Genomic DNA, 21,054 nt, shown 5'->3' with positions numbered 1-21,054 from the left:
AAAGCTAGGGATTTATTGTGAACCGGCAAGTGCTTCCTTGTTCAGGGTCAATCGTCGGCGACGTCGTGCCAGTATCCCAGCGGTCCTTTTGGCGATGCACCATCGACCAAGATACTGTTGCCAGTGAATTCCGTGACCCGGCCTATTGCATGCGCGAAGCATGCGGGCGCGGTGTCGGGCGGCAGGGTGAACAGCAATTCGTAATCATCGCCCCAGGTCATGGCCGCATGGCGGCGCGCCTGGACAAGCGACTCTGGAACCGGAACAGCGGCAGAATCGATGGCCAGAGTGACGCCGCTGGCCCGGGCCATGCGCTGCGCATCGATCAGCAGGCCGTCGGACACATCCATCATCGCCGACACGTGCGGCGCCAGCGCGATCCCCTGGGCCAGACGCGGCACCGGCCGGCGGTATGCGGCCGTAGCGACGCCGGGCACACCGTCGCGCAACGCCTCGAACCCCAGCATTGCCGCGCCCACCGGTCCGGTAATCCAAAGCACATCGCCCGGCTGTGCACCTTTGCGCGACGGCACCGGGCAATGCGTGGCGCTACCCAGCGCGGTCAGCCCGTGGCTGCGGCCGCCGGCAGGTGCGGCAACAGTATCGCCGCCCAGCAGCGGCACATCGAACGCGCACAAGGCTTCGCCAAGCCCTTGCGCAAAACGCGCATCGTCGGGACCAAGCGCATAACCCAGCAGTATGCCGACCGGCCTGGCCCCTTTTGCGGCCAGGTCCGACACGTTGGTCGCCACCAGCTTCCAGGCTATGTCGGCCTCGTCCTGCCCGCGCAGCCAGTGCACGCCTTCGACCATCATGTCGTGCGTGATCACCAGCGTTTCACCACCGATCGCGATCACCGCGGCATCGTCGTGCAATCCGCGCGCCGCCGGATCGGGCGCCAGCGCGCGCATCATCGTCAGGAACTGTTCTTCGCGCGAGGTCATCATTCTCCCGTGAAGTTCGGCGCCCGTTTGTCAAGCAGCGCAGCCACCGCCTCGGCATGGTCGTGCGTTTCGTGCGCGATCGCCTGATAGGCGGCCGACAGTTCCAGCACGTCGTGCGCGCGGCCATGCTGGGCTTCGCGCAGCAGTTTCTTGGTCAGGCGCAGCGCGCGGGGCGGGTTTGCGGCAATGTCCTGGGCGATGCCGATCGCCGCGGGCAACAGGTCTTCGTGCGGCACCACGCGGCTGACCAGGCCGATCGATCGCGCATATTCGGCGTCAAAACTGCGCCCGGTCAGAAACAGTTCGGCGGCCAGCGAATAGCCGACAATGCGCTGCAGCGTCCACGCGCCGCCATCGCCCGGCACGATGCCGACCTTGATGAAACTGGCCGCCATTTTGGCGCTGTCTGCGGCAATGCGGATGTCGCACAGACACGCAAGGTCAAGGCCCAGGCCGATCGCATGGCCATTGATCGCCGCGATCATCGGGATTTCGCAATCGAGCAGCGCGCGCACCGCGCGCTGCACGCCGCGGCGGTAATTGGCGCGAGTCGAATCGGGCTGTTCCAGCACGCCGATCCCGGTGCGCTGCTGCATGCCCTTGATATTGCCGCCGCTGGAAAAGGCACGACCCGATCCGGTCAGCACCAGCGCCGAGATCGAACGATCGTTGCCCAAGGCAAACAGCGTGTCGACGATGCAGTCGCAATCATCCAGCGTGCCGATGGCGTTCAGCGCCTCGGGCCGGTTCATGGTCAGGATCGCGATGCGGCCCTGGCGCTCGACAGTCAGGAACGGGGTGGCCATGGCAGGAAACCTCTCTTAAGCTTTCGATTAAACACCCGCTGCCACAGGCCCGTGGCGGACGCAAACGCTGCGCGCGCACGATCGGCTTGACCGACGCGTCATGGCTCCTTAATCGTTCAGTTAAACATACGCCGGGTCAGAGGAGTCGTAAGGGAAATGGGCAAGGCCTATATCGTGGATGCGGTGCGCACCGCCGGTGGCCGTCGCAACGGCCGGCTGGCCGGGGTGCATCCTGTGGATCTGGCGGCGCTGACGCTCGACGCGCTTGTCGCGCGCACCGGGATCGATCCGGCCGCGGTCGAGGATGTGATCATGGGCTGTGTCAGCCAGGGTGGGCAACAGGCCGGGCAAGTCGGGCGCAACGCCGTGCTCGCGTCAAAGCTGCTGCCGCAATCGACCCCGGCGGTGACGATCGACCGCCAGTGCGGATCATCACAGCAGGCGATCCAGTTTGCCGCGCAGGCAGTGATGTCGGGTGTGCAGGACGTGGTGATTGCCGCCGGCGTCGAAAGCATGACCCGCGTGCCCATGGGCAGCACCGCGATCTTTCACATGAAAGAGGGGCTGGGCAATTACAAATCGCCAGGGCTTGAGGCCAAATATCCGGGCGTGAACTGGTCGCAGTTCACCGGTGCCGAAATGATCGTCAAGAAGCACGGCTTTACCAAGGACCAGCTCGACCAGTTTGCGCTGTCCAGCCATCTCAAGGCGATTGCCGCGACCCGGGCCGGGGCTTTTGCCGACGAGATCGTGCCGGTCGAGATCGACACCGCCGATGGCCCGGCGCTGCACACCGTTGACGAAGGCATCCGCTTTGACGCCACGATCGAGGGCATCGCCGGGGTCAAGCTGCTGAGCCCCGACGGCGCGTTGAGCGCGGCCAGTTCCAGCCAGATCTGCGACGGCGCCAGCGCCGCGCTGGTCGTGTCCGAAGCCGCGCTCAAGCGCTATGGCCTGACCCCGCTGGCCTGCATCCACACGTTGACCGTTACTGCGGGCGATCCGGTGATCATGCTGGAAGAACCGCTGTTTGCCACCGACAAGGCGTTGGCGCGCGCGGGCCTGCGTATCGGTGATATCGACCTGTACGAAGTGAACGAGGCGTTTGCTTCGGTGCCGATGGCCTGGCTTAAGCACACCGGCGCCGACCCCGATCGCCTGAACGTGAATGGCGGGGCCATTGCGCTGGGCCATCCGCTGGGCGCATCGGGCACCAAGCTGATGTCCACGCTGCTCCACGCGCTCAAGGCGCGCGGACTGAAATACGGATTGCAGACAATGTGCGAAGGCGGCGGTGTCGCCAATGTCACGATTGTCGAAATGGTTTGAAATCAATGCAAAGAGGATATTTTCATGAAGTGTGAATCGGGCATTTCCGCGGTTGTCACCGGCGGTGCATCGGGTCTTGGCGCGGCCACCGCGCGCGCGCTGGCGGCAAAGGGTGTGAAAGTCGCGATATTTGACCTGTCGCGCGAAAAGGGTGAGGCAATTGCCGCCGAAATCGGCGGCGTGTTCTGCGAAGTCAACGTCACCAGCGAAGACAGCGTCGACGCCGGCTTTGCCAAGGCGCGCGCGGCGAACGGCCAGGAACGCATCCTGGTCAATTGCGCGGGCACGGGCAACGCCATCAAGACCGCCAGCCGGTCGAAGGAAACAGGCGAAATCAAGCATTTCCCGATTGATGCCTTCAACGCGATTATCCAGATCAATCTGGTCGGCACATTTCGCTGCATCGCCAAATCGGCGGCCGGGATGATGACGCTCGATCCGGTGGGAGAATTCGGCGAACGCGGCGCGATCGTCAACACGGCGTCGGTCGCGGCCGAAGACGGCCAGATCGGCCAGGCTGCCTATTCGGCGTCAAAGGGCGGGGTGGTCGGCATGACTTTGCCGATCGCGCGCGATCTGATGAACGAGGGCATTCGCGTCAACACCATCCTGCCCGGCATTTTCAACACCCCGCTGCTGCAGGGTGCGCCCGAAAACGTCAAGGCGGCGCTGGCCGCATCGGTGCCGTTTCCCAAGCGTCTGGGCATGCCCGAAGAATATGCGGCATTGGCACTGTGCATGATCGAAACCGGCTATTTCAACGGTGAAGACGTGCGTCTGGACGGGGCCATCCGCATGGCGCCGCGCTGATCCATCCGCCAACGGGGGCACGCCACAAGGCGGCCCCCGCCTTCGTGGGAGAGGGCCTTTGAGCGACTATTCGCACATCCGGTTTGACGTCGATGACGGCATTGCCACGATCACGCTGCACCGGCCCGACAAGATGAACGCGTTCACCGGCACGATGATGCTCGAAATGCGCGATGCGTTCGATCGCACCGATGCCGATGACGATGTGCGTGTGGTGATCGTGACGGGTCACGGCGCCCGCGCGTTTTGCGCAGGCGCCGATTTGACCCCCGATGATGGCAAGCATGTCTTTTCCAGCGGCGATGCGGTGACAGACTTGTCCGATCCGCGCGTGCGCGATGGCGGCGGGCAGCTGACCTTGCGCATCTATCAGTCGAAGAAACCGGTGATCGGCGCGATCAACGGCGCGGCCGTGGGGATCGGCGCGACGATGCAATTGCCGATGGATATCCGTCTGGCCAGCACCACCGCGCGGTTTGGGTTTGTGTTCGCGCGGCGCGGCATCGTGCCCGAGGCAGCCTCAAGCTGGTTTCTGCCGCGTATTGTTGGCCTGCCGCAGGCCTTGGAATGGTGCATGACCGGGCGCGTGTTCGACGCGGCCGAGGCATTGCGCGGGGGGCTGGTGCGATCGCTGCACGAACCCGATGATCTGTTGCCCGCGGCGCGCGCGCTGGCGCGCGAGATTGCCGACAACACCAGCGCGGTGGCGGTGTCCATGACCCGCGCGATGTTGTGGCACAATCCGCAGTTCGATCACCCGATGCAGGCGCATCACGTCGACAGCCGCGCAATCTACACGCTGTCGCGCGGGCCCGATGCGGCCGAAGGGATTGGCAGCTTTCTGGAAAAGCGCAAACCGCGCTACCCTGCACGCGTTTCTTCGGATATGCCGGAGTTTTATCCGTGGTGGGAAGAACCGGGTTGGGAATGAACGTGACCGAACAGACCGTGACGCCGTCGGCAACGAGCGACAGCCAGGACAATGTCGAAGCCCAGGGCGCGCGTGAACTGCTGCTGGAAACCGCATCGCAGATCATGCGCGAGGGCGATCAGGTCGATATCTCGCTGTCCGAGCTGTCGTTGCGATCGGGGCTGAATTCCGCGCTGGTGAAATACTATTTCGGCAACAAGGCGGGCATGCTCAGGGCTCTGCTCGATCGCGACATGGTGACGATCATCCGTTCGGTCGATGCGCTGCTGGCCAAGGATGCGATGTCGCCCGAGGCCAAACTGCGCCGGCATATCGGCAAATGCATCGACACCTATTACGCCTATCCCTATCTCAACCGCCTGCTGATGCGGCTGGTGCGTGATAGCGACGAGGCCGAGGCGCGCACGATTGCCGACACCTATCTGACCCCGCTGGGGGTTGCCTATGACAAGCTGATCAAGGCGGGCGTGGACAATGGCACGTTTCGATCGGTCGATGCGCAGCTGTTCTATTTCACCGTGACAGGCGCCGCCGACCGGTTCTTTTCGGCGCGGCTGGTGCTGCGCCATTGCTATGGCCAGGACACGCTGACCGAGGAACTGCGCGATCGCTATCGCGAACACACGGTCGATTTCATCATGGCCGGAATTCTGGCGCGAGGGCATTAGGCGGCGTGGACACAACCCGCAAAACAATATCAGAATGACACGTCAATCCGGGTGGTTTGTTTCACTTGCAACGCATGTCGCTTTCGATATGTGTCGCAGGCTATGCCTGGATCGAAAAGTCGTCTTGCCGGTTTTCTGCCCTATCGCATGTCGATCACGTCGAATGCGGTGTCGGGCCATATTGCCGGCGATTATGGCGAATGCTTTGGCCTGAAGATTCCGGAATGGCGGATCATGGCCATTCTGGGCGACACCGGCGCGCTGACCCAGCGCGATCTGGTGCGCGCGACGCTGATGGACAAAGTCGCGGTCAACCGCGCGTGCAAGGCGCTGGACGATCGGGGTTTGCTGCAGCGCAATCCCAATGCCGCCGATGGCCGGTCGCACCACCTTGAACTGACCACGGCAGGCCACGCGATGTATGAACAGATCTGGCCGCGGGCGTTTGCCGCCTATGAACGCATCTTTGCCGCGCTGACCCCGCACGAAATCCAGACTTTGCGCAATCTGCTCGACAAGCTGGGGCAATCGGTGCGCCAGATTGAGGATGCGACGGCCCCGCGGCGCAAGCGCTGACCCCGGGGCTGGCGTTCGCGCGTGCGAACGCCAGGTTCAGCCCATCTTGCGGTTGAGGAAGTTGTCGCTGATCGAACAGGCCGCCGGGCCCAGGATGACCACGAACAGCGTGGGCAGGATGAACAGGATCAGCGGCACGGTCATGATCGCAGGCAGGCGCGCGGCCTTTTCCTCGGCGCGCATCATGCGTTCGTTGCGGAATTCGGCCGACAGCACGCGCAGTGCCGATGCCAGCGGCGTGCCATACCGTTCGGTCTGGATCATCGTCGTGGTTACGCCTTTGACGGCTTCGAGGTTCACGCGATAGGCAAGGTTTTCAAACGCCTGGCGCCGTTCGGTAAGAAACGACATCTCGATCGCGGTCAGCGAAAATTCATCGCACAATTCGGGGTAGGCGCGGCCCAGTTCGCGCGCCACGCGGGTAAACGCGGCATCGATGGTCAGCCCGGCCTCGGCGCAGATCACCAGCAGGTCAAGCGCGTCGGGCAGCCCTTTGCGGATCTGGTGGGTGCGTTTGCCGACCAGGTTGGCCAGCCAGATGTCGGGTGATTTGTACCCCAGCACGAGCATCGCGGCAAAGGCGCCGAATTTCTTGTAATCGGGCCAGGTGGGGAAATAATTCACGCCGTAAATCAGCGTCGCCGCCAGACCGCCAATGACAATCGGGCCGATCATCCGGCCCAGAATGATGGCAACGCCCCATTCCTTCTTGCGGATGCCGGCCTGCGCCAGTTTGCGCTGGGCGTGGGCCAACTGGCTGTCCTGCAACACGCTCAGCCGCTGCAGAAAGGTACGGATGCGGTCGGTGGTCTCGTTGCGGCGCACGATGCTCGCGCGTTTGCGGCTGGCGGCGACAACGATCCCGGCCTTGAGCTGTTCGCGGCGTTCGTTCAGCGCCTTGACCCGCTTGGCCATCGGATCGCGCACGGTAACCGCCGCATAGATCGCCAGCACCACCATCAGCGCGGCAACGCCGGCCAGCAGGGTGCCTGCAAAAATGACATCGACACCCAGCAGGGTGGGGTGGGCTGCGGCCGGATTGGCGGAAAAAGCGCTCATGCCAGGGCTTTCAGATCTCGAAGTTGATCATGCGGGACATGATGAACGCCCCCAGCGACAGCCAGACAAACGCACCGATCCCGGTGCCGATCAGGCGCTCATCGATGAAAAAGCGCCCCATGTACTTGGGGTTGATCGAATAGATCAGCGCAAACACGATGAACGGCAGCGATCCGATGATATAGGCCGATGCCTTGGATTCAGAGCTCATCGCCTTGATCTTCAGCTTCATCTGGGCGCGCTTGCGCAGCACATCGGCCAGCCCCGCCAGGGTTTCGGCCAGGTTGCCCCCGGTTTCGCGCTGGATCGCCAGCGTGATGCAGAAAAAGCTGAATTCGGCAATGTTCAGCCGGTCGGCCGCATCCTGCAGCGCCTCTTCCATTGTCCGGCCCAGCCGGATGCGATCGGTCACCAGCTTGAATTCTTCGGACACCGGCCCCGGCAATTCGCTGACGACCACGCCCAGCGTCTCGCTGACCGGCAGACCCGAACGCAAACCGCGCACCAGCAGTTCCAGCGCATCGGGAAACTTGGTGATGAACTTGTTCAGACGCCGGCCCACGTGCCAGTTGACGACCATGTGGGGCAGACCCGCCCCGATCACCACGCCAACCGCCAGCCCGAACACCAGCGATCCGCTTTTCAGCCAGATCAGCAAGGTGATGGCGACCAGCAGGCCGATGCTCCAGGTCGTGTATTGCTGGACGGTCCAGCCTTTGCCGGTGCGCAACAGCCGCAGACGCAGCGCTTCGCGGCGCGATTTCTGGCCGTCGGCGCGAAACGTGGTCGGCTTGCGGGCGGCCACGGCCTTGCGATACTGGGCTTCGACTTTGTCGAGTGCGCTGTCCGAATGGCGCAGTTTGACCGCCTGCAGCCGCCGCGACGCCTCGCGCGCGGGATTCGGACCCGTAAACGCAAACGCGATCATCGCCAGGATGAGCGTTACGCCAAAGATCAGAATCATGATGGGCATTGGCTGCATCGCAAAGACCTGTGGTTGCGGGCACGCTGGCCGGACCGGGCGCGGGGCTGAAAACCCCGCGCCCGATCAGGCCGCAACCCCCGTTTTCGATTTGGGAGAAAGCAGTTTCTTGATTGACCGGCCCAGCACCGAATTGGAGCCCTTGTCGGTGCCGCCGTCGGCCGCGGCGCGCGCCGGTTTGGTGCCCTTGCCGATGCCCTTGGTCGGCTTGGCGCCGGCGGGGGCATCGCGATCGGCATCGCTGGCCATGATGGCATCGGCGATCGCGCGCAGCGGCAGCACGGTTTTCGAGGTCCGGTTGGCGCCGACAAAGGTCTGGCCCAGCTTGGCCGCATTGGCGGCCGCCTTGAAATCATGCGGGATGACAAAGTTCAACTTGCGTTCGATCGACGTTTCAAAATCGTTGCGGCTGATTTCACCAACGCCCGAAGGCACCTTGTTGGCGACCATCAGCACCAGCGCATGGGGCGCATTCGATTTGAGCCACGACAGGATCCGGATGCCGTCGCGGGCGCCGCCCAGGGTCAGTTCGGTTACCACCACGACCACCTGCATATTGGCCAGCAGCTGCGGAAAATTGATCAGCATGTTGCGTGGCAGGTCGACCACCGTCGCCTCGAAGGCATGGCGGAATTCCTCGACCAGCTGCTGGAACGCAGTGCCGTCGGTCAGCAATGGCGCGCTGATCGGCGCCTCGGCCGACAGGATTGCCAGATTGTCGTTGGCACGGATCATCGCGCGTTCGATGAACAGGCCATCGATGCGGCTGGGATTGTCGATCGCATCGGTCAGGCCGCGACCCGGCTCAAGATCCAGCGTCAGCGCCCCGGTGCCGAAATGGACATCAAGGTCAAGCAACGCGGTCGGCATCTTGTGATCGGCGCTCAGCATCCAGGCCAGCGAAGTGGCGACCGTCGAGGCGCCGACCCCGCCGCGCGTGCCGACAACCGCGGTGGCAATGTGCCGCTTGGTTGCGGCACCATCGCCGCGCGGCGCGGCAAAAATTGCCTGCGCCTGGACCAGCGTATCGCGCAGATGCCCGACCGACAGCGGCTTGAGCAGATAATCCTGGATGCCCGAAGCCACCAGATCGCGGTACAGCCGCACATCGTTGACCTGGCCCACCGCGATCACCACGGTGCCCGGTTCGCACACTTCGGCCAGCGCATTGATGTCGTTCAGCGGATCGCCGCTTTCCGACAGGTCAACCATCAGGATGGCAGGGCTCGCCGTGATCGCCAGCGACTGGATGGCATTGCGCAGGCCACCCTTCATCACCTTTTCCGGCGGCCAGCCCATATCAATGACCACCGAACGCAATGTGTCGAGCGTGACATCATCGCACACGAAAGCGGCGAACATGTCGCGATTGCCGGTTTTCCAAGGCGCGTTCATCGCGTGACTTCCTTATGAGGTTACTGGCCCGACTGGGTCGAGGTTTGCTTCAGGGCTTGCGCACCGGTCACCGCCTTGGTGCGATAGGCATCGATGGCCTTGGTGTTGGTGTAGACCACGGTGTTGCCGGTGCCGTCCTGGCCGTGGATCAGGTCTTCCTTGTTGGCGACCATCGCCGCCAGGTTGGAGCTGACCGCGCAGCCATAATTGCGCGACAGGCCATTGGTGTAATTGGCATCCGACGTTGCCGACCAGTCGGGGCAACCCGGGACGCTGGCAATGGCGCGGCTGATCACCACGCGGGCCTGGCCTGCGGGAATGACGCCTTCGGTCACCGGCGCCAGGGGATCGAGGATCAGGCCGAAACGCGCCGCCACCGCTTCCACTGCGGCATGCGTGGCGCCGGTCTGCGCCGGATCGTCCAGCGCGACGTGATCGCCATATTTCAGGCCGAGGGCCGTGAACCAGTCGCCCAGGCGGTGCTGTTGCACAGGATCGATCCCGCCTTCGCGCTGGGTCAGCAGATCAAAGGTGAAATTGGTGTGTTCAACCACCGGCTGGTGCACGTTGTCGAGCGACCGGTTGGTCGGCATGCCGCCGCAGGCCGACAGTGCCAGGCCCAGTGCGAGCGCGATCCCGCTTGCAGAAACAGACTTGAGCGTCATGACCTTGGTCCCTTTCACTGGATGCTGAAGCCGGGCTGCGCATCGGCCCCGGCTTGCGCCCTGCCGTTGCGCGGCCGATCGGCCGCTTCGGGCGATGCCAGACCCACGACCGGGGCGGCGGGCGTCGACGACTGCGTGGCGGGCCGCTCGGTCGGTTTGGGCGAAACCGCGCCTTTGGCATTGGCGGTTTCCTGATTGCCCAGGATCTGTTGCACCGCATCGGCCGTCCGGAACCCGTCGGTCGGCAGCTTGATCTGGTTCGCGTCAACCGGATTGACCAGATAAGGCGTGACCACGATCACCAGTTCGGTTTCTCCGCGCTGGTAGGCGGTCGAACGGAACAGCGAACCCAGCACCGGAAGGTCGCCGGCACCGGGCATCTTGGTGATCGAATTCTGGCTGTTGTTCTTGAGCAGCCCGGCGATCATGAAGCTTTGCCCCGAACCCAGCTCTACCGTGGTTTCGGCGCGGCGCACTGTCAGGCCCGGCACCGAAAACCCGTTGATGTTGACGGCGCCTTCGGTGGTCAGTTCCGACACTTCGGGGCGCACGCGCAAGGAAATGCGCCCGTTGGCCAGAACTGTCGGGGTATAGGCCAGGCTGACCCCGTATTTCTTGAATTCGACCGAAACCGTGCCAAGGCCCGTGCTCATCGGAATGGGATATTCACCACCCGCCAGGAATTCTGCGGTTTCACCCGACAACGCAGTCAGGTTCGGTTCGGCCAATGTGGTGACCAGACCGATCTGTTCCCCCAGGTTGAGCGCCGCCAGCAGGTTCAGCCCGAACAGCCTGCCCGTGCCCGCCAGCGTGGTGCCGATCGATGTTGCAGGAACCGAGGTGCCCTGGACCGTGGTTACGGCCCCGGTGATCGGGTTGGTGTACGTGCTCGTCACCGAGGATGTGTTCACACCGATCGGTTGCCCGGGGGCATAATACGTCGACGTGGTGCCCTGACCGATGCCGTATTGAAAGCCGTTGTTGGTGTTGATGCTGCTGAGGTTCGAACTGATGTTGCGCGTCAGCGTGCGGCTGACTTCGGCGATCTTGACGCTGAGGTTGACCTGCAGCGGTGTCGCCATCTTCAGGCGGCTGATCACGTTGGTCTTGTCACCGACGAACGCCTTGACCAGACGTTCGGCCTCGGCTGCGTCTTCAGGGGCGCCCACCGTTCCGGTCAACAGCACGGTGTTGTTCATTGTCGATGCGGTGATCCGCGCTTCGGGCATGGCCAGGTGCAGCATCTGGTCGACACTGTCGAGGTTGTTGCCCACGCGCACATTGGCCGACCACACCACATCGCCACGGCCGTTGCTGGCATAGACGGTGGTTTCGCCCGCGGCCTTGCCGAACACATAAAGCTGGTTGCCCGACTTCACCTGCACATCGGCGATGGCATCGCTGGCCACAAAAACATCAGACATCGTCGACGGCAGCGTGACAAGTTCGCCACGACCAATGCCGATCGCCAGGGACCGCGCCGGTGCACTGACGCCAGGCGTGCCGGGCAGGGCGGGCGGCGTCATGCCGACGTGACGCTGGGGCAGGCGGGCTGCGTGCGACTTTGCTGCATGGTGCGGCTTTGCTGCCAGCAGCGGGGTGAAAACGCCCGGAATGGCGACCATCGCCATGGCGCCGAACGCCGAAGTAACCAAACGCAGTTTCATTGTCCTGCCTTTCGCGCCGGATGGTGCGGGGGCATCATGCCCTGGGTGACGAAGCGGGGTGGGTGTGCGCGCGTGCATCTCAGAACACTCCCGCTGGGCCGACCGGCACAATGCGTGGAACAGGCGCCACCGGCACTTCGATCGTTTCCTTGCCGCGGGTCACCCGCACCGACGGGCCGGCGCGAACCACCACCGGTGCGCCACCGGCCACTGCCGGATGGGCCGGGGCACCGCTTCCGCGGACCTGTTCCTGCACGCCGTTGATTGCGCCTGCCGAAGGCATGGTCTTGCGCTGAAAGCGCGAGACATCGCCGCCGGTGACATACGTGTTGGTCTTGTCGACCGGCTTGGCCATGGCGGCCTTGAGCAGACGGTCTTCTTCCTGCTTGCTGGCGCCGGCCGGAACCTTGACTTTGCCCGAGGCGACCGCCTGTTCCAGTTCGGCCGAATTGTCCGCGATCGAGCGCAGCGACAGGCTGATCGTGCCAAGCGCTTCGGCCACGGCGAGCTCTTCGGCGATCTTGGGCGTGGCCTCGACGGTCACCAGGCTGAAGCCCTTGACCCGGGTATGGCCGTCGACGGTTTCCTGATCGGTCGACTGGTCGGTGGCGAGCACGCGCAGGTTCTTGAGGATGGTTTCGGTGGCACGCAGAGCCTGCGATTCGCCTTCACCCTTGACCGTCTGGGTCAGCAACAAATCGACATGGTCGCCCGGAAACACGAACCCGGCAACCCCGGTGCGGCTGCTGACCGGAATGGTAACAGCGCGCATGCCGGGCCCGAGCGCGGCCGCCAGAAACCCGCGATCGCCCGGTGCGACCAGCGAACCGGTGGTCACCGGCTGGCCCGCGGTGATCGGGTTCTTGACCACGGTGCCAAGCAGTTTGGCCATGTCGGTCTTGTCCTGCAGGAAATAGGCGTCCTGGACCAGATCCTTGGGCCAGGGCTGGAACGATACGGCATCGGCCGTGATGATCGTGCCGACCGGCAGTGCACGTTGCGAGACGAGCACTTTGGGCCCCTCCAGCATCTTGGCCGCGACCGCTTGCGGCGCGGCGCCGCCTGCCAGCAAGGCGCGGGCGGCAAGGCTGGTGACAAGCGCCACGAACAACGCCCCGATCAGCAAAAACAGCTTCTTCCTGTCCATGGCTCTCTTTTCCCGCCCTAATCCGAACCCGCCATCTATCGGCCAAATTGGTTAAAATTGACCTAGCCGCCCGGGCACCGTGTACCGCTGCCCGGGCGCGTGGTTGTCATTGTGCCCCGCCGGGGCCGGGCTGGGTCGGATGCGCCATTGTCGCAACCGTCCCCTGACCCGAATATGTGATGTGAACCGCGCCACCGGGCGCTGCTTGTGCCCTGCCGTCGTACCAATGCGCAGCGTCGGCGGACCAGATCGTCAACAGCCCCGCCAGCGCGATCGCCACGCCATAGGGGATCTTCAGGCGTCCCGGCTGACGACGGGTGATGTGCCACATGCCCAGCACGATGGTCAGCACCCCGCCTGCCAGCGCCATCACCGTCAACATGCGCACAAACAGCATGGCAGGCATCCACAAAGCCAGCGCCGTCAACAACTTGACATCGCCGCCGCCCATCGCGCGGATCGCGAACAGACCTGCCAGCACTGCAAAGGCTGCGAATGCCAGCAGCAGCTGAAACACCACGCCCGGCCACATCGACAGGCCCGTGGCCCACCAGAACAGTGGCGCGCCAAGCGCAATCGCGGCGTTCAGCCAGTTGTCGATCTGGCGGCGACGGATATCGGTAAACGCGGCAACCAGCAGCGCGATTGCCAAGGCCCCCACCAATCCGTAAATGATCCATGTTCCCTGCATGGCGCGTCTTATGCGGTACAATCACTTACCAAACGGTAACCAACGTCCGCCGCGGATTGAGGCGGCCCACTTCATCCACGAGGCAGCCTTGGCGTCGATACCCGAACACCCGGCGATGGTTAACGAATCGGGATCGCCACGGCGTGGAATATCCGCAGATGCAACCGAATCGATGTGGTGCGCGCCCGGCGGCCATGCGCTGCGTCGCATCGACTGGACCGCGCCGCAGGGGGCTGCGCGCGGGTCATTGTTGTTCGTGCCGGGGCGCGCCGACTTCTACGAAAAGTATATCGAAACGCTGGCCCGTTGGGCCGCGCAGGGCTGGCACGTCACCGCGCTCGACTGGCGCTGGCAGGCCGGATCGGGGCGCTTTTATCGCGATCCGCACATCGGTGGAGTCGATGATTTTTCGTCCTGGATCAATGATTTGTCTGCGTTCTGGGGTGAATGGTCAATGACCCGGCCGGGCCCACGTGTGCTGGTCGGTCATTCGATGGGTGGACACCTGGCGTTGCGCGCGGTGGCCGATGCGCAACTGCGCCCCGATGCCCTGGTGTTAAGCGCGCCGATGCTGGGTTTTGTCACCCCGATTCCCGGCTGGCTGCAGGCGACCGTTGGCTGGCTGATGTGCCGGATCGGTGATCCCGCGCGCGCGGCCTGGGGCGAAGGCGAGCGGCCCGGCGATACCGTTGCCACGCGCGGCGCGGCGCTGACCCACGATGCCGGCCGCTATGCCGACGAACTGTGGTGGCGGGCCCGGCGGCCCGAACTTGATATGGGCCCGGCCAGCTGGGACTGGGTGCGCAAGGCCGGCGAATCGATTCGCCACCTGGCGCGCAGGGGTGCGCTCGAATCGGTCGATGTGCCGATCCTGGTGCTGGCAGCGCACCATGATGCGCTGGTGGCATGGCCCGCGATCGAACGCGCGGCCGCCCGTTTGCCCCAGGCGGAACTGGTCGCGTTCGGGCCCGAATCAGCGCACGAACTGTTGCGTGAAGCCGATCCGGTGCGCGATGCGGTACTTGCCGCGATTGAAGCGTTTCTGGCCCGTCATGCGCCGGAGCCTGGCGCATGACCGATCTTGCCGTGGCGACACCGGATGACCTGACCGCACCGTTCGATATCGCGATCATCGGCGCGGGCATGGCCGGGGCCAGCCTTGCGGCCGAATGCGGTGGCCATGCCCGCGTGCTCGTGGTTGAGGCCGAGGATGCCCCAGGCTACCATACCACCGGGCGATCGGCCGCCTATTGGGAGGAAAGCTATGGCGGCCCGGGGGTCGTACCGCTGACCGCCGCTTCGGGCCGGTTTCTCGACGCGCACGGGTTCCTCAGCCCGCGCGGGGGGCTGACCATCGGGCGTGCCGCCGATCGCGACCGGATTGGCGGGTTTGTCGACCGTTTCGCGCGGCTTGGCGTGGATATACGCATGATCGACCGGACCGAAATGGAACGCCATGTGCCGGGGCTGCGCGCCGAATGGTGCCACGGCGCCTATGAAGGCGAGGGTGCGGACATCGATGTGGCCGGGTTGCACCAGCTCTATCTGGCGCAAGCGCGGCGCAGCGCCGGGGTGTTGAAACTGCGCGCCCGCATCGCGCAGCTGTCGCGCGAAGTCGGTGGCTGGCGGCTCGACTGGGCAGGGGGCAGCGCGCGCGCCGGTGTGGTGGTCAACGCGGCCGGGGCCTGGGCCGATGGGCTGGCCGCGCTGGCGGGCGCGGCACCGCTGGGCATTACGCCCTTGCGACGCACGATTGCGCAGATCCGCACCGATCCCGCGCCACCGGCCGATATGCCGCTGACCTTCGGGATCGACGAGGATTTCTACATGAAACCGCAAAGCGGGCGGCTGCTGGTATCCCCGCACGATGAAATCCCCGACACCGCGCACGATGTCGCGCCTGAAGAGCTGGATGTGGCGATCGCGCTCGACCGGTTCGAACATACGGTCGATTGGCGCATTGCCGCGCTCGAACGACGCTGGGCCGGGTTGCGCAGCTTTGCCCCCGATCGGCTGCCGGTCTATGGCTTTGATCCGGTGGTGCCGGGGCTGTTCTGGTTTGCCGGACAAGGTGGCTTTGGCATCCAGACCGCGCCCGCGGCGGCGCGCCTGGCGGCGCAATTGCTGCTGGGCCAGCCGCGCGATGCGATGACCGAGGCGCTCGATGCGGCGCTGTATGCGCCGGGGCGGTTTACGCAGCCTTAGCCGCGTCGCTGGCCAGCTTGTCCACGCGTTCGTTTTCCGCGTGCCCCGCGTGGCCCTTGACCCAGATCCATTCGATCGTGTGCGGGCGCGCCGCATCGACCATCGCGCGCCACAGGTCTTCGTTCTTGACCGGCTTGTTGTCCGCGGTTTTCCAGCCCTTTTTGACCCAGCCGAACATCCACTTGGTCATGCCGTCGATCACATAGCGGCTGTCGGTGTGCAGCCGCACCCGGCACGGTTCGCGCAAGGCCTGCAACGCGCGCAGCACTGCGGTCATTTCCATGCGGTTGTTGGTGGTCTGCGGGTCGCCCCCCGACAGTTCCTTTTCGGTCGTCCCGGCGCGCAGCAGCACGCCCCAGCCGCCTTTGCCCGGATTGCCCTTGCACGCGCCATCGGTGAACACATCGATTGATTTCACACTTGTTCCTCTTGCGCTTTGCGCGGCGCAGGGTTTGCTTTCACAAAAACACGCCCGGGTTGTCATGATAATATTGCAGGCGGTGCGCCATCGGCAACGGGTCCTTGCGCGTCACCAGCGCATCGACCGGGGTGTTGATCCAGTCGTAGGCGCGGCTCATCAGGAACCGCATCGCGGCACCTTGCGCCAGCAGGGGCAGCGCGGCGCGCTCTTTTGCGGAAAGAGGGCGCCCCGCCTCATAGCCTGCGATCAGCGCGTTCGACAGATCGGCGCGGAAAGTGCCGTCCGCAGCATCCCAGCACCACGCCAGGTGGGTGATCGCCACGTCGTAGGCATAGAGATCGTTGCACGCGAAATAGAAGTCGATCATCCCGGTGATCGTATCGCCCAGCACCAGGACATTGTCGGGAAACAGATCGGCGTGGATCACCCCACCGGGCAGATCGGCAGGCCAGGCCGCGGCAATCCGCGGCAGATCATCCGCCACCCGCTGTGCCAGCCACGGATCGATCGCGCCAAGGCCATGGGCGCCACAGGCGCGGGCCAGTCGGTGCCATTCGGCAATGCCCATGCCATTGGCGCGCGTCGCCTGAAAATCGGCCGCCGCCAGATGCAGCCGCGCCAGTTCGGTGCCCACCGCGCGCGCCTGGCCGACCGTCGGTGCGCTGACCGAGACGCCGGGCAGAAACTCGATCAGGGCAACCGCCTTGTCGCCGATGCGGCGGTAGAGCGCGCCATCGCGATCGTGGATCGTGCGCGGCACCGGGCAGCCATGCGCCGACAGATGGTCAAGCAACGACAGAAAGTAGGGCAGATCATCCAGCTCGATGCGGAATTCGTACATTGTCAGGATGTACCGCGCGCCCGCACCATCGCGGCCGGTGGTATCAATCAGCCAGTTGCTGTTCGATACACCTTCGGCAATGCCCTTGGCCGAAACCAGCGTGCCCACGTCATAGGCCGCGATCAGTGCCGCCATGTCCTCTGCGCCGAGGTGGGTATAGACCGCCACGGTTCAATCGATCAGTTGGCGCGGCAGTTTGAACACCATGTGCTCTTCGGCGGTGGTGACCGTTTCGCTTTCGATCGGGCGCCATTCGCGCAGGCGATCGATCACTTCGCGCACCAGCACTTCGGGCGCCGAGGCGCCGGCCGTTACGCCGATGGTGGTGATCCCGTCCAGCCATTCGGGCGCGATTTCGGCGGCGCGCTGGATCAGCCGGGCGTGCGCGCCGCTGCGTTCGGCCACTTCGACCAGCCGCAGCGAATTGGAACTGTTGGGCGCGCCGATCACCAGCACCAGGTCGCATTCGCCGGCGATCGCCTTGACCGCTTCCTGGCGGTTGGACGTGGCGTAGCAGATGTCTTCCGCACGCGGCCCGGCAATCGCGGGAAACCGTGCGCGCAACGCCGTAACGATCGCGGCGGTGTCATCCACCGACAACGTCGTCTGGGTCAGGAAAGCCAGCGACCGTTCCGGCACGAGCGGGATCGCCTCGACATCTTCGATCGTTTCGACCAGCGTGATCGTGCCATCGGGCACCTGGCCCATCGTTCCGACCACTTCGGGATGGCCGCGATGGCCGATAAACAGGATGTGCCGCCCGGCTTCGAAATGGCGTTCGGCCTGACGATGCACCTTGCTGACCAGCGGGCAGGTCGCATCAAGCCAGTCGAGCCCGCGCGAGGTTGCCTCTGCCGGCACCGCGCGCGGCACGCCATGCGCGGAAAACACCACCGGCGCGCCATCGGGCACCTGGTCCAGTTCCTCGACAAACACTGCGCCTTTGGCTTTGAGCCCTTCGACGACAAAGCGGTTGTGCACGATTTCGTGCCGCACATAGACCGGCGCGCCATAGCGCGCGATGGCGCGTTCGACGATCTCGATCGCGCGGTCGACGCCGGCGCAAAAACCGCGCGGTGCGGCGATCAGCACGCGCAATGGTGTGTCGGGCGCGGTGGCGGCGGGGATCGATGCGGTGGTCATGGCACCCCCATAAAGCATCGCGGTTGCATTGCGGAACCGGTTTTTTGCGGCTGCACGCAATTGGGCGGACGCGATCGTTCGCAACAATCCGCTGATCGGGCGCATTGCCCAATCCGGCCAGGCTGGCTAGAGAGGAGGAAATCGGCGTGCTCGTGCGTTGATCCACTATCCAAGACCCGCCTTCAAGGATTGCGCGCCGCGATGTCAGTTCTCTTTTCACGACCTGCCCGGATCGGCACCCTGGCCTGTCTGCCCCTGATCGCACTGGCCGGCTGTTCCAAGTCGCATGGCGAGCTGGTGGTTGACGACGGTGTCGGCGTGACCGCGCTGCGCAGTCCGTGCCCGATTGTCGAAGTTCCCGAAATGACCGGCGATGTTACCCTGCTTGCACCCGGACGTGACGATGCCGGCGCCATCGACACGGTGGCCTCGCTCACCAATGTGCGCAGCACTTGCGATGATGCCGCGCGCGCGGCCAAGCTGACCACGCGCGTCGAATTCGACGTGATTGCGCGCCGCAACGATACGCATGGCGCGCGGCACATCGATCTGCCGACGTTTGCGGTGGTGCAACGCGGCGGCAGCGCGATCGTGGCCAAGCATGTCGGCACGATCGGTATCGATTTTGCCGATGGCCAGGCGCGCGCCACCGCCCACGGTTCGGCCACCACGATGGTCAGCCGCGACGAAGCGACGCTTTCGCCTGCGATCCGCGCGCGCCTGGCGCGCAAACGCAAGGCGGGCGACACCGATGCCGCGGTCGATCCGCTGTCGCTGCCCGAAGTGAAGGCGGCGCTGTCGAAGGCCACCTTCGAGGTGCTGGTCGGCTTCCAGATGACCGATCAGCAGCTGGCCTATAACGCACGACGATGATCGGGTGACCGGCCCGTCGGGCCGGCCCCGTCCGTACCCAAGCCCTCGTGCCACGCGCGGGGGCTTTTGCCTGTGGCGGCTTATTCCGCTATCGCTCCAACGATGAGCCACACCATGACCGAACTTGCACCCGTGACCCGGCCGCTGTTTGCCGAATTTGCCACCGTGATCGATGCCGCGCTCGATGCGCTGGTGGCGCAAGGCACGCTGCCTGCCGGGCTGGCACGTGGCGCTGTCACCACCGAGCCGCCGCGTGATCCGGCGCATGGCGATCTGTCGACCAATGCGGCGATGGTGCTGGCCAAGCCAGCGGGTACCAATCCGCGTGCGTTGGCCGCGGCCCTGATCCCCGAACTGACACGCGATCCGCGCGTGGTTTCGGCCGAGATCGCCGGACCCGGGTTCATCAATCTGCGTCTGACCCCGGCTGCGTGGCTGGGCGAATTGCGCCTGATCGCGCATGCGGGCGACGCTTATGGCCGGTCGACCATGGGCGCAGACAGCGTCGTCAATGTCGAATATGTCTCGGCCAATCCGACCGGGCCGATGCACATGGGCCATTGCCGGGGCGCGGTGGTGGGTGATGCACTGGCGACATTGCTGGCCTTTGCCGGCCACCGGGTGATCCGCGAATACTACATCAACGACGCCGGCGGGCAGGTCGATGTGCTGGCCCGGTCGGTGCACCTGCGCTATCGCGAAGCACTGGGCCATGATGTCGGTGCCGTGCCCGAGGGGCTGTATCCCGGCGACTATCTGGTTCCGCTTGGCCAGGCGCTGGCGGCCGAATTCGGCACGGCCTATGCCGATGCGCCAGAAGCCGAGTGGCTGGGGCTGTTCCGTACGCGCGCCGTGGCGGCGATGATGGCGATGATCCGCGACGATCTGGCGCTGCTGGGCATCCATCACGACGTGTTCAGTTCCGAGGCCGAATTGCAGGCGGCGGGCAAGCCCGCTGCAGCCGAAGCATGGCTGCGCGCACATGATCTGGTCTACGACGGCGTGCTTGAAGCGCCCAAGGGCAAATCGGACGAAGAATGGGAACCGGTCGAGCTGCCGCTGTTCCGCTCGACCCGGTTTGGCGACGATCAGGATCGGCCGATTCGCAAATCCGACGGCAACTGGACCTATTTTGGTGCAGACCTGGCCTATCATTTCCAGAAGGCGCAGGCGGCCGATGCGCTGGTCGATATCTGGGGGGCCGACCATGCCGGTACGGTCAAGCGCATCCGCGCCGCCGTGGCCGCGCTGACCGGCGCCGAAGGCACGGCAAAACCGTTTGAAGTCAAGCTTGTGCAGATGGTTCAGCTGTTGCGCGACGGGGTGCCGGTCAAGATGTCGAAGCGCGCGGGCAATTTTGTCACGCTGGCCGACGTGGTGCGCGAAGTGGGCAAGGATGTCGTGCGTTTCACGATGCTGACGCGCAAGCCCGACGCGCAAATGGACTTTGATTTCGCCAAAGTGGTCGAAGCGTCGAAGGACAATCCGGTGTTCTATGTGCAGTATTGCCATGCCCGGACTTGCTCGACCTTGCGCAAGGCGGCGGCCGAGGGGTTTGTGCCCGACGCTGCCGCGCTCGACCGGCTGGGCGACGAGGAACTGGCGTTGATCCGGCTGGCCGCGCAATTTCCCCGCGTGATCGAAGGCGCCGCCCAGGCGCGCGAGGCGCACCGGGTGGCGTTTTTCCTGTCCGATCTTGCCGCAGGGTTCCATGCCTATTGGAATGTCGGCAACGATCGGCCCGAAAAGCGCTTTATCGTGGCCGATGATGCGGCCCTGACCGGTGCGCGGCTTTTTCTTGCGGCGCAGATTGGGCAGGTTGTTAAGAATGGTCTTGCTATTCTGGGCGTGACAGCGGCCGAAGAATTGTAACGCGGCCACGCTGGGCAGATACGGGAATC

General features: G+C 64.6%; 21 protein-coding genes. 9 read left to right on the top strand and 12 right to left on the bottom strand.

What is annotated here, in order from left to right; genetic code table 11:
- Positions 1–47: 47 nt before the first annotated feature.
- Both thiL and G404_RS0107835 read right to left on the bottom strand, forming a co-directional pair.
- Positions 48–947 (bottom strand): thiamine-phosphate kinase, encoded by a 900-nt coding sequence (gene thiL, locus G404_RS0107840; RefSeq protein WP_028640592.1) that lies wholly within the window; start codon positions 945–947, stop codon positions 48–50.
- Entirely contained in the window at positions 944–1,750 is an 807-nt protein-coding gene (locus G404_RS0107835; protein WP_028640591.1) for a crotonase/enoyl-CoA hydratase family protein, read from the bottom strand. The genes thiL and G404_RS0107835 overlap by 4 nt, the downstream gene beginning before the upstream one ends.
- A 156-nt stretch (positions 1,751–1,906) precedes the next feature.
- Between G404_RS0107835 and G404_RS0107830 the strand changes: the two genes are divergently transcribed.
- The 5 genes from G404_RS0107830 (at position 1,907) to G404_RS0107810 (ending at position 6,064) form a co-directional block, all read left to right on the top strand.
- Positions 1,907–3,079, top strand: coding sequence for an acetyl-CoA C-acetyltransferase (locus G404_RS0107830; protein WP_028640590.1), 1,173 nt, complete (start codon positions 1,907–1,909; stop codon positions 3,077–3,079).
- Positions 3,080–3,103: 24 nt separating this feature from the next.
- A complete protein-coding gene (locus tag G404_RS0107825) occupies positions 3,104–3,889 on the top strand; it encodes an SDR family NAD(P)-dependent oxidoreductase (protein WP_028640589.1) in 786 nt (261 codons plus the stop codon).
- Positions 3,890–3,947: 58 nt separating this feature from the next.
- Positions 3,948–4,820 carry a crotonase/enoyl-CoA hydratase family protein gene (locus G404_RS0107820; protein ID WP_028640588.1) on the top strand — a complete coding sequence of 291 codons (873 nt, stop codon included), beginning with the start codon at positions 3,948–3,950 and terminating at the stop codon, positions 4,818–4,820.
- Positions 4,817–5,488: a TetR family transcriptional regulator gene (locus G404_RS0107815; protein ID WP_028640587.1), complete on the top strand. Its 672-nt coding sequence runs from the start codon at positions 4,817–4,819 to the stop codon at positions 5,486–5,488. Before G404_RS0107820 ends, G404_RS0107815 begins: the two co-directional genes overlap by 4 nt.
- A 102-nt stretch (positions 5,489–5,590) precedes the next feature.
- On the top strand, positions 5,591–6,064 hold the full coding sequence (locus G404_RS0107810) for a MarR family winged helix-turn-helix transcriptional regulator (RefSeq protein ID WP_028640586.1): 474 nt from the start codon (positions 5,591–5,593) through the stop codon (positions 6,062–6,064).
- Positions 6,065–6,100: 36 nt separating this feature from the next.
- Here G404_RS0107810 and G404_RS0107805 read toward each other — a convergent pair whose 3' ends face one another.
- The 7 genes from G404_RS0107805 to G404_RS18460 form a co-directional block, all read right to left on the bottom strand.
- On the bottom strand, positions 6,101–7,123 hold the full coding sequence (locus G404_RS0107805) for a type II secretion system F family protein (protein WP_028640585.1): 1,023 nt from the start codon (positions 7,121–7,123) through the stop codon (positions 6,101–6,103).
- Positions 7,124–7,133: 10 nt separating this feature from the next.
- Positions 7,134–8,105: a type II secretion system F family protein gene (locus tag G404_RS0107800; RefSeq protein ID WP_028640584.1), complete on the bottom strand. Its 972-nt coding sequence runs from the start codon at positions 8,103–8,105 to the stop codon at positions 7,134–7,136.
- Positions 8,106–8,171: 66 nt separating this feature from the next.
- Entirely contained in the window at positions 8,172–9,500 is a 1,329-nt protein-coding gene (locus tag G404_RS18475; protein WP_036520766.1) for a pilus assembly protein CpaE, read from the bottom strand.
- A gap of 20 nt (positions 9,501–9,520) precedes the next feature.
- Positions 9,521–10,165, bottom strand: coding sequence for a CpaD family pilus assembly protein (locus G404_RS0107790; RefSeq protein WP_028640583.1), 645 nt, complete (start codon positions 10,163–10,165; stop codon positions 9,521–9,523).
- 14 nt (positions 10,166–10,179) lie between these two features.
- A complete protein-coding gene (locus G404_RS18470) occupies positions 10,180–11,832 on the bottom strand; it encodes a type II and III secretion system protein family protein (RefSeq protein WP_425411622.1) in 1,653 nt (550 codons plus the stop codon).
- Between the two features lie 79 nt (positions 11,833–11,911).
- The gene (gene cpaB / locus G404_RS18465) at positions 11,912–12,979 is read right to left on the bottom strand and encodes a Flp pilus assembly protein CpaB (RefSeq protein WP_051280366.1); all 1,068 of its coding nucleotides are present in this window, start codon (positions 12,977–12,979) and stop codon (positions 11,912–11,914) included.
- A gap of 106 nt (positions 12,980–13,085) precedes the next feature.
- Positions 13,086–13,640, bottom strand: a complete 555-nt coding sequence (locus tag G404_RS18460) for an A24 family peptidase (RefSeq protein ID WP_342663701.1) — start codon at positions 13,638–13,640, stop codon at positions 13,086–13,088.
- A gap of 202 nt (positions 13,641–13,842) precedes the next feature.
- Here G404_RS18460 and G404_RS0107765 point away from each other — a divergent pair, with 202 nt between their 5' ends.
- Together G404_RS0107765 and G404_RS0107760 are read left to right on the top strand one after the other, a co-directional pair.
- Entirely contained in the window at positions 13,843–14,745 is a 903-nt protein-coding gene (locus G404_RS0107765) for an alpha/beta fold hydrolase (RefSeq protein WP_245584443.1), read from the top strand.
- Positions 14,742–15,875, top strand: coding sequence for an NAD(P)/FAD-dependent oxidoreductase (locus G404_RS0107760; RefSeq protein ID WP_028640580.1), 1,134 nt, complete (start codon positions 14,742–14,744; stop codon positions 15,873–15,875). The genes G404_RS0107765 and G404_RS0107760 overlap by 4 nt, the downstream gene beginning before the upstream one ends.
- On the opposite strand, the gene rnhA is transcribed toward G404_RS0107760, so the two are convergent.
- From rnhA to ispH, 3 genes are read right to left on the bottom strand one after another with little or no spacing between them, the layout of a single operon-like run.
- Entirely contained in the window at positions 15,862–16,293 is a 432-nt protein-coding gene (gene rnhA / locus G404_RS0107755; RefSeq protein ID WP_028640579.1) for a ribonuclease HI, read from the bottom strand. The two genes, G404_RS0107760 and rnhA, sit on opposite strands and share 14 nt — an antisense overlap.
- A 40-nt stretch (positions 16,294–16,333) precedes the next feature.
- A complete protein-coding gene (gene thrB, locus G404_RS0107750; RefSeq protein WP_028640578.1) occupies positions 16,334–17,305 on the bottom strand; it encodes a homoserine kinase in 972 nt (323 codons plus the stop codon).
- A 3-nt stretch (positions 17,306–17,308) separates the two neighbouring features.
- Entirely contained in the window at positions 17,309–18,280 is a 972-nt protein-coding gene (ispH, locus tag G404_RS0107745; protein WP_036520803.1) for a 4-hydroxy-3-methylbut-2-enyl diphosphate reductase, read from the bottom strand.
- A 201-nt stretch (positions 18,281–18,481) separates the two neighbouring features.
- Here ispH and G404_RS0107740 point away from each other — a divergent pair, with 201 nt between their 5' ends.
- On the top strand, positions 18,482–19,153 hold the full coding sequence (locus G404_RS0107740) for a hypothetical protein (protein ID WP_036520764.1): 672 nt from the start codon (positions 18,482–18,484) through the stop codon (positions 19,151–19,153).
- Between the two features lie 114 nt (positions 19,154–19,267).
- Positions 19,268–21,025, top strand: coding sequence for an arginine--tRNA ligase (argS, locus tag G404_RS0107735; RefSeq protein ID WP_028640575.1), 1,758 nt, complete (start codon positions 19,268–19,270; stop codon positions 21,023–21,025).
- Positions 21,026–21,054: the final 29 nt, after the last annotated feature.

The sequence above is a fragment of the Novosphingobium acidiphilum DSM 19966 genome (genome assembly GCF_000429005.1).
Lineage (GTDB): Bacteria > Pseudomonadota > Alphaproteobacteria > Sphingomonadales > Sphingomonadaceae > Novosphingobium > Novosphingobium acidiphilum.
Note: the sequence above shows the minus strand (reverse complement) of the source record. Positions and strands in the feature narration are given on the sequence as shown.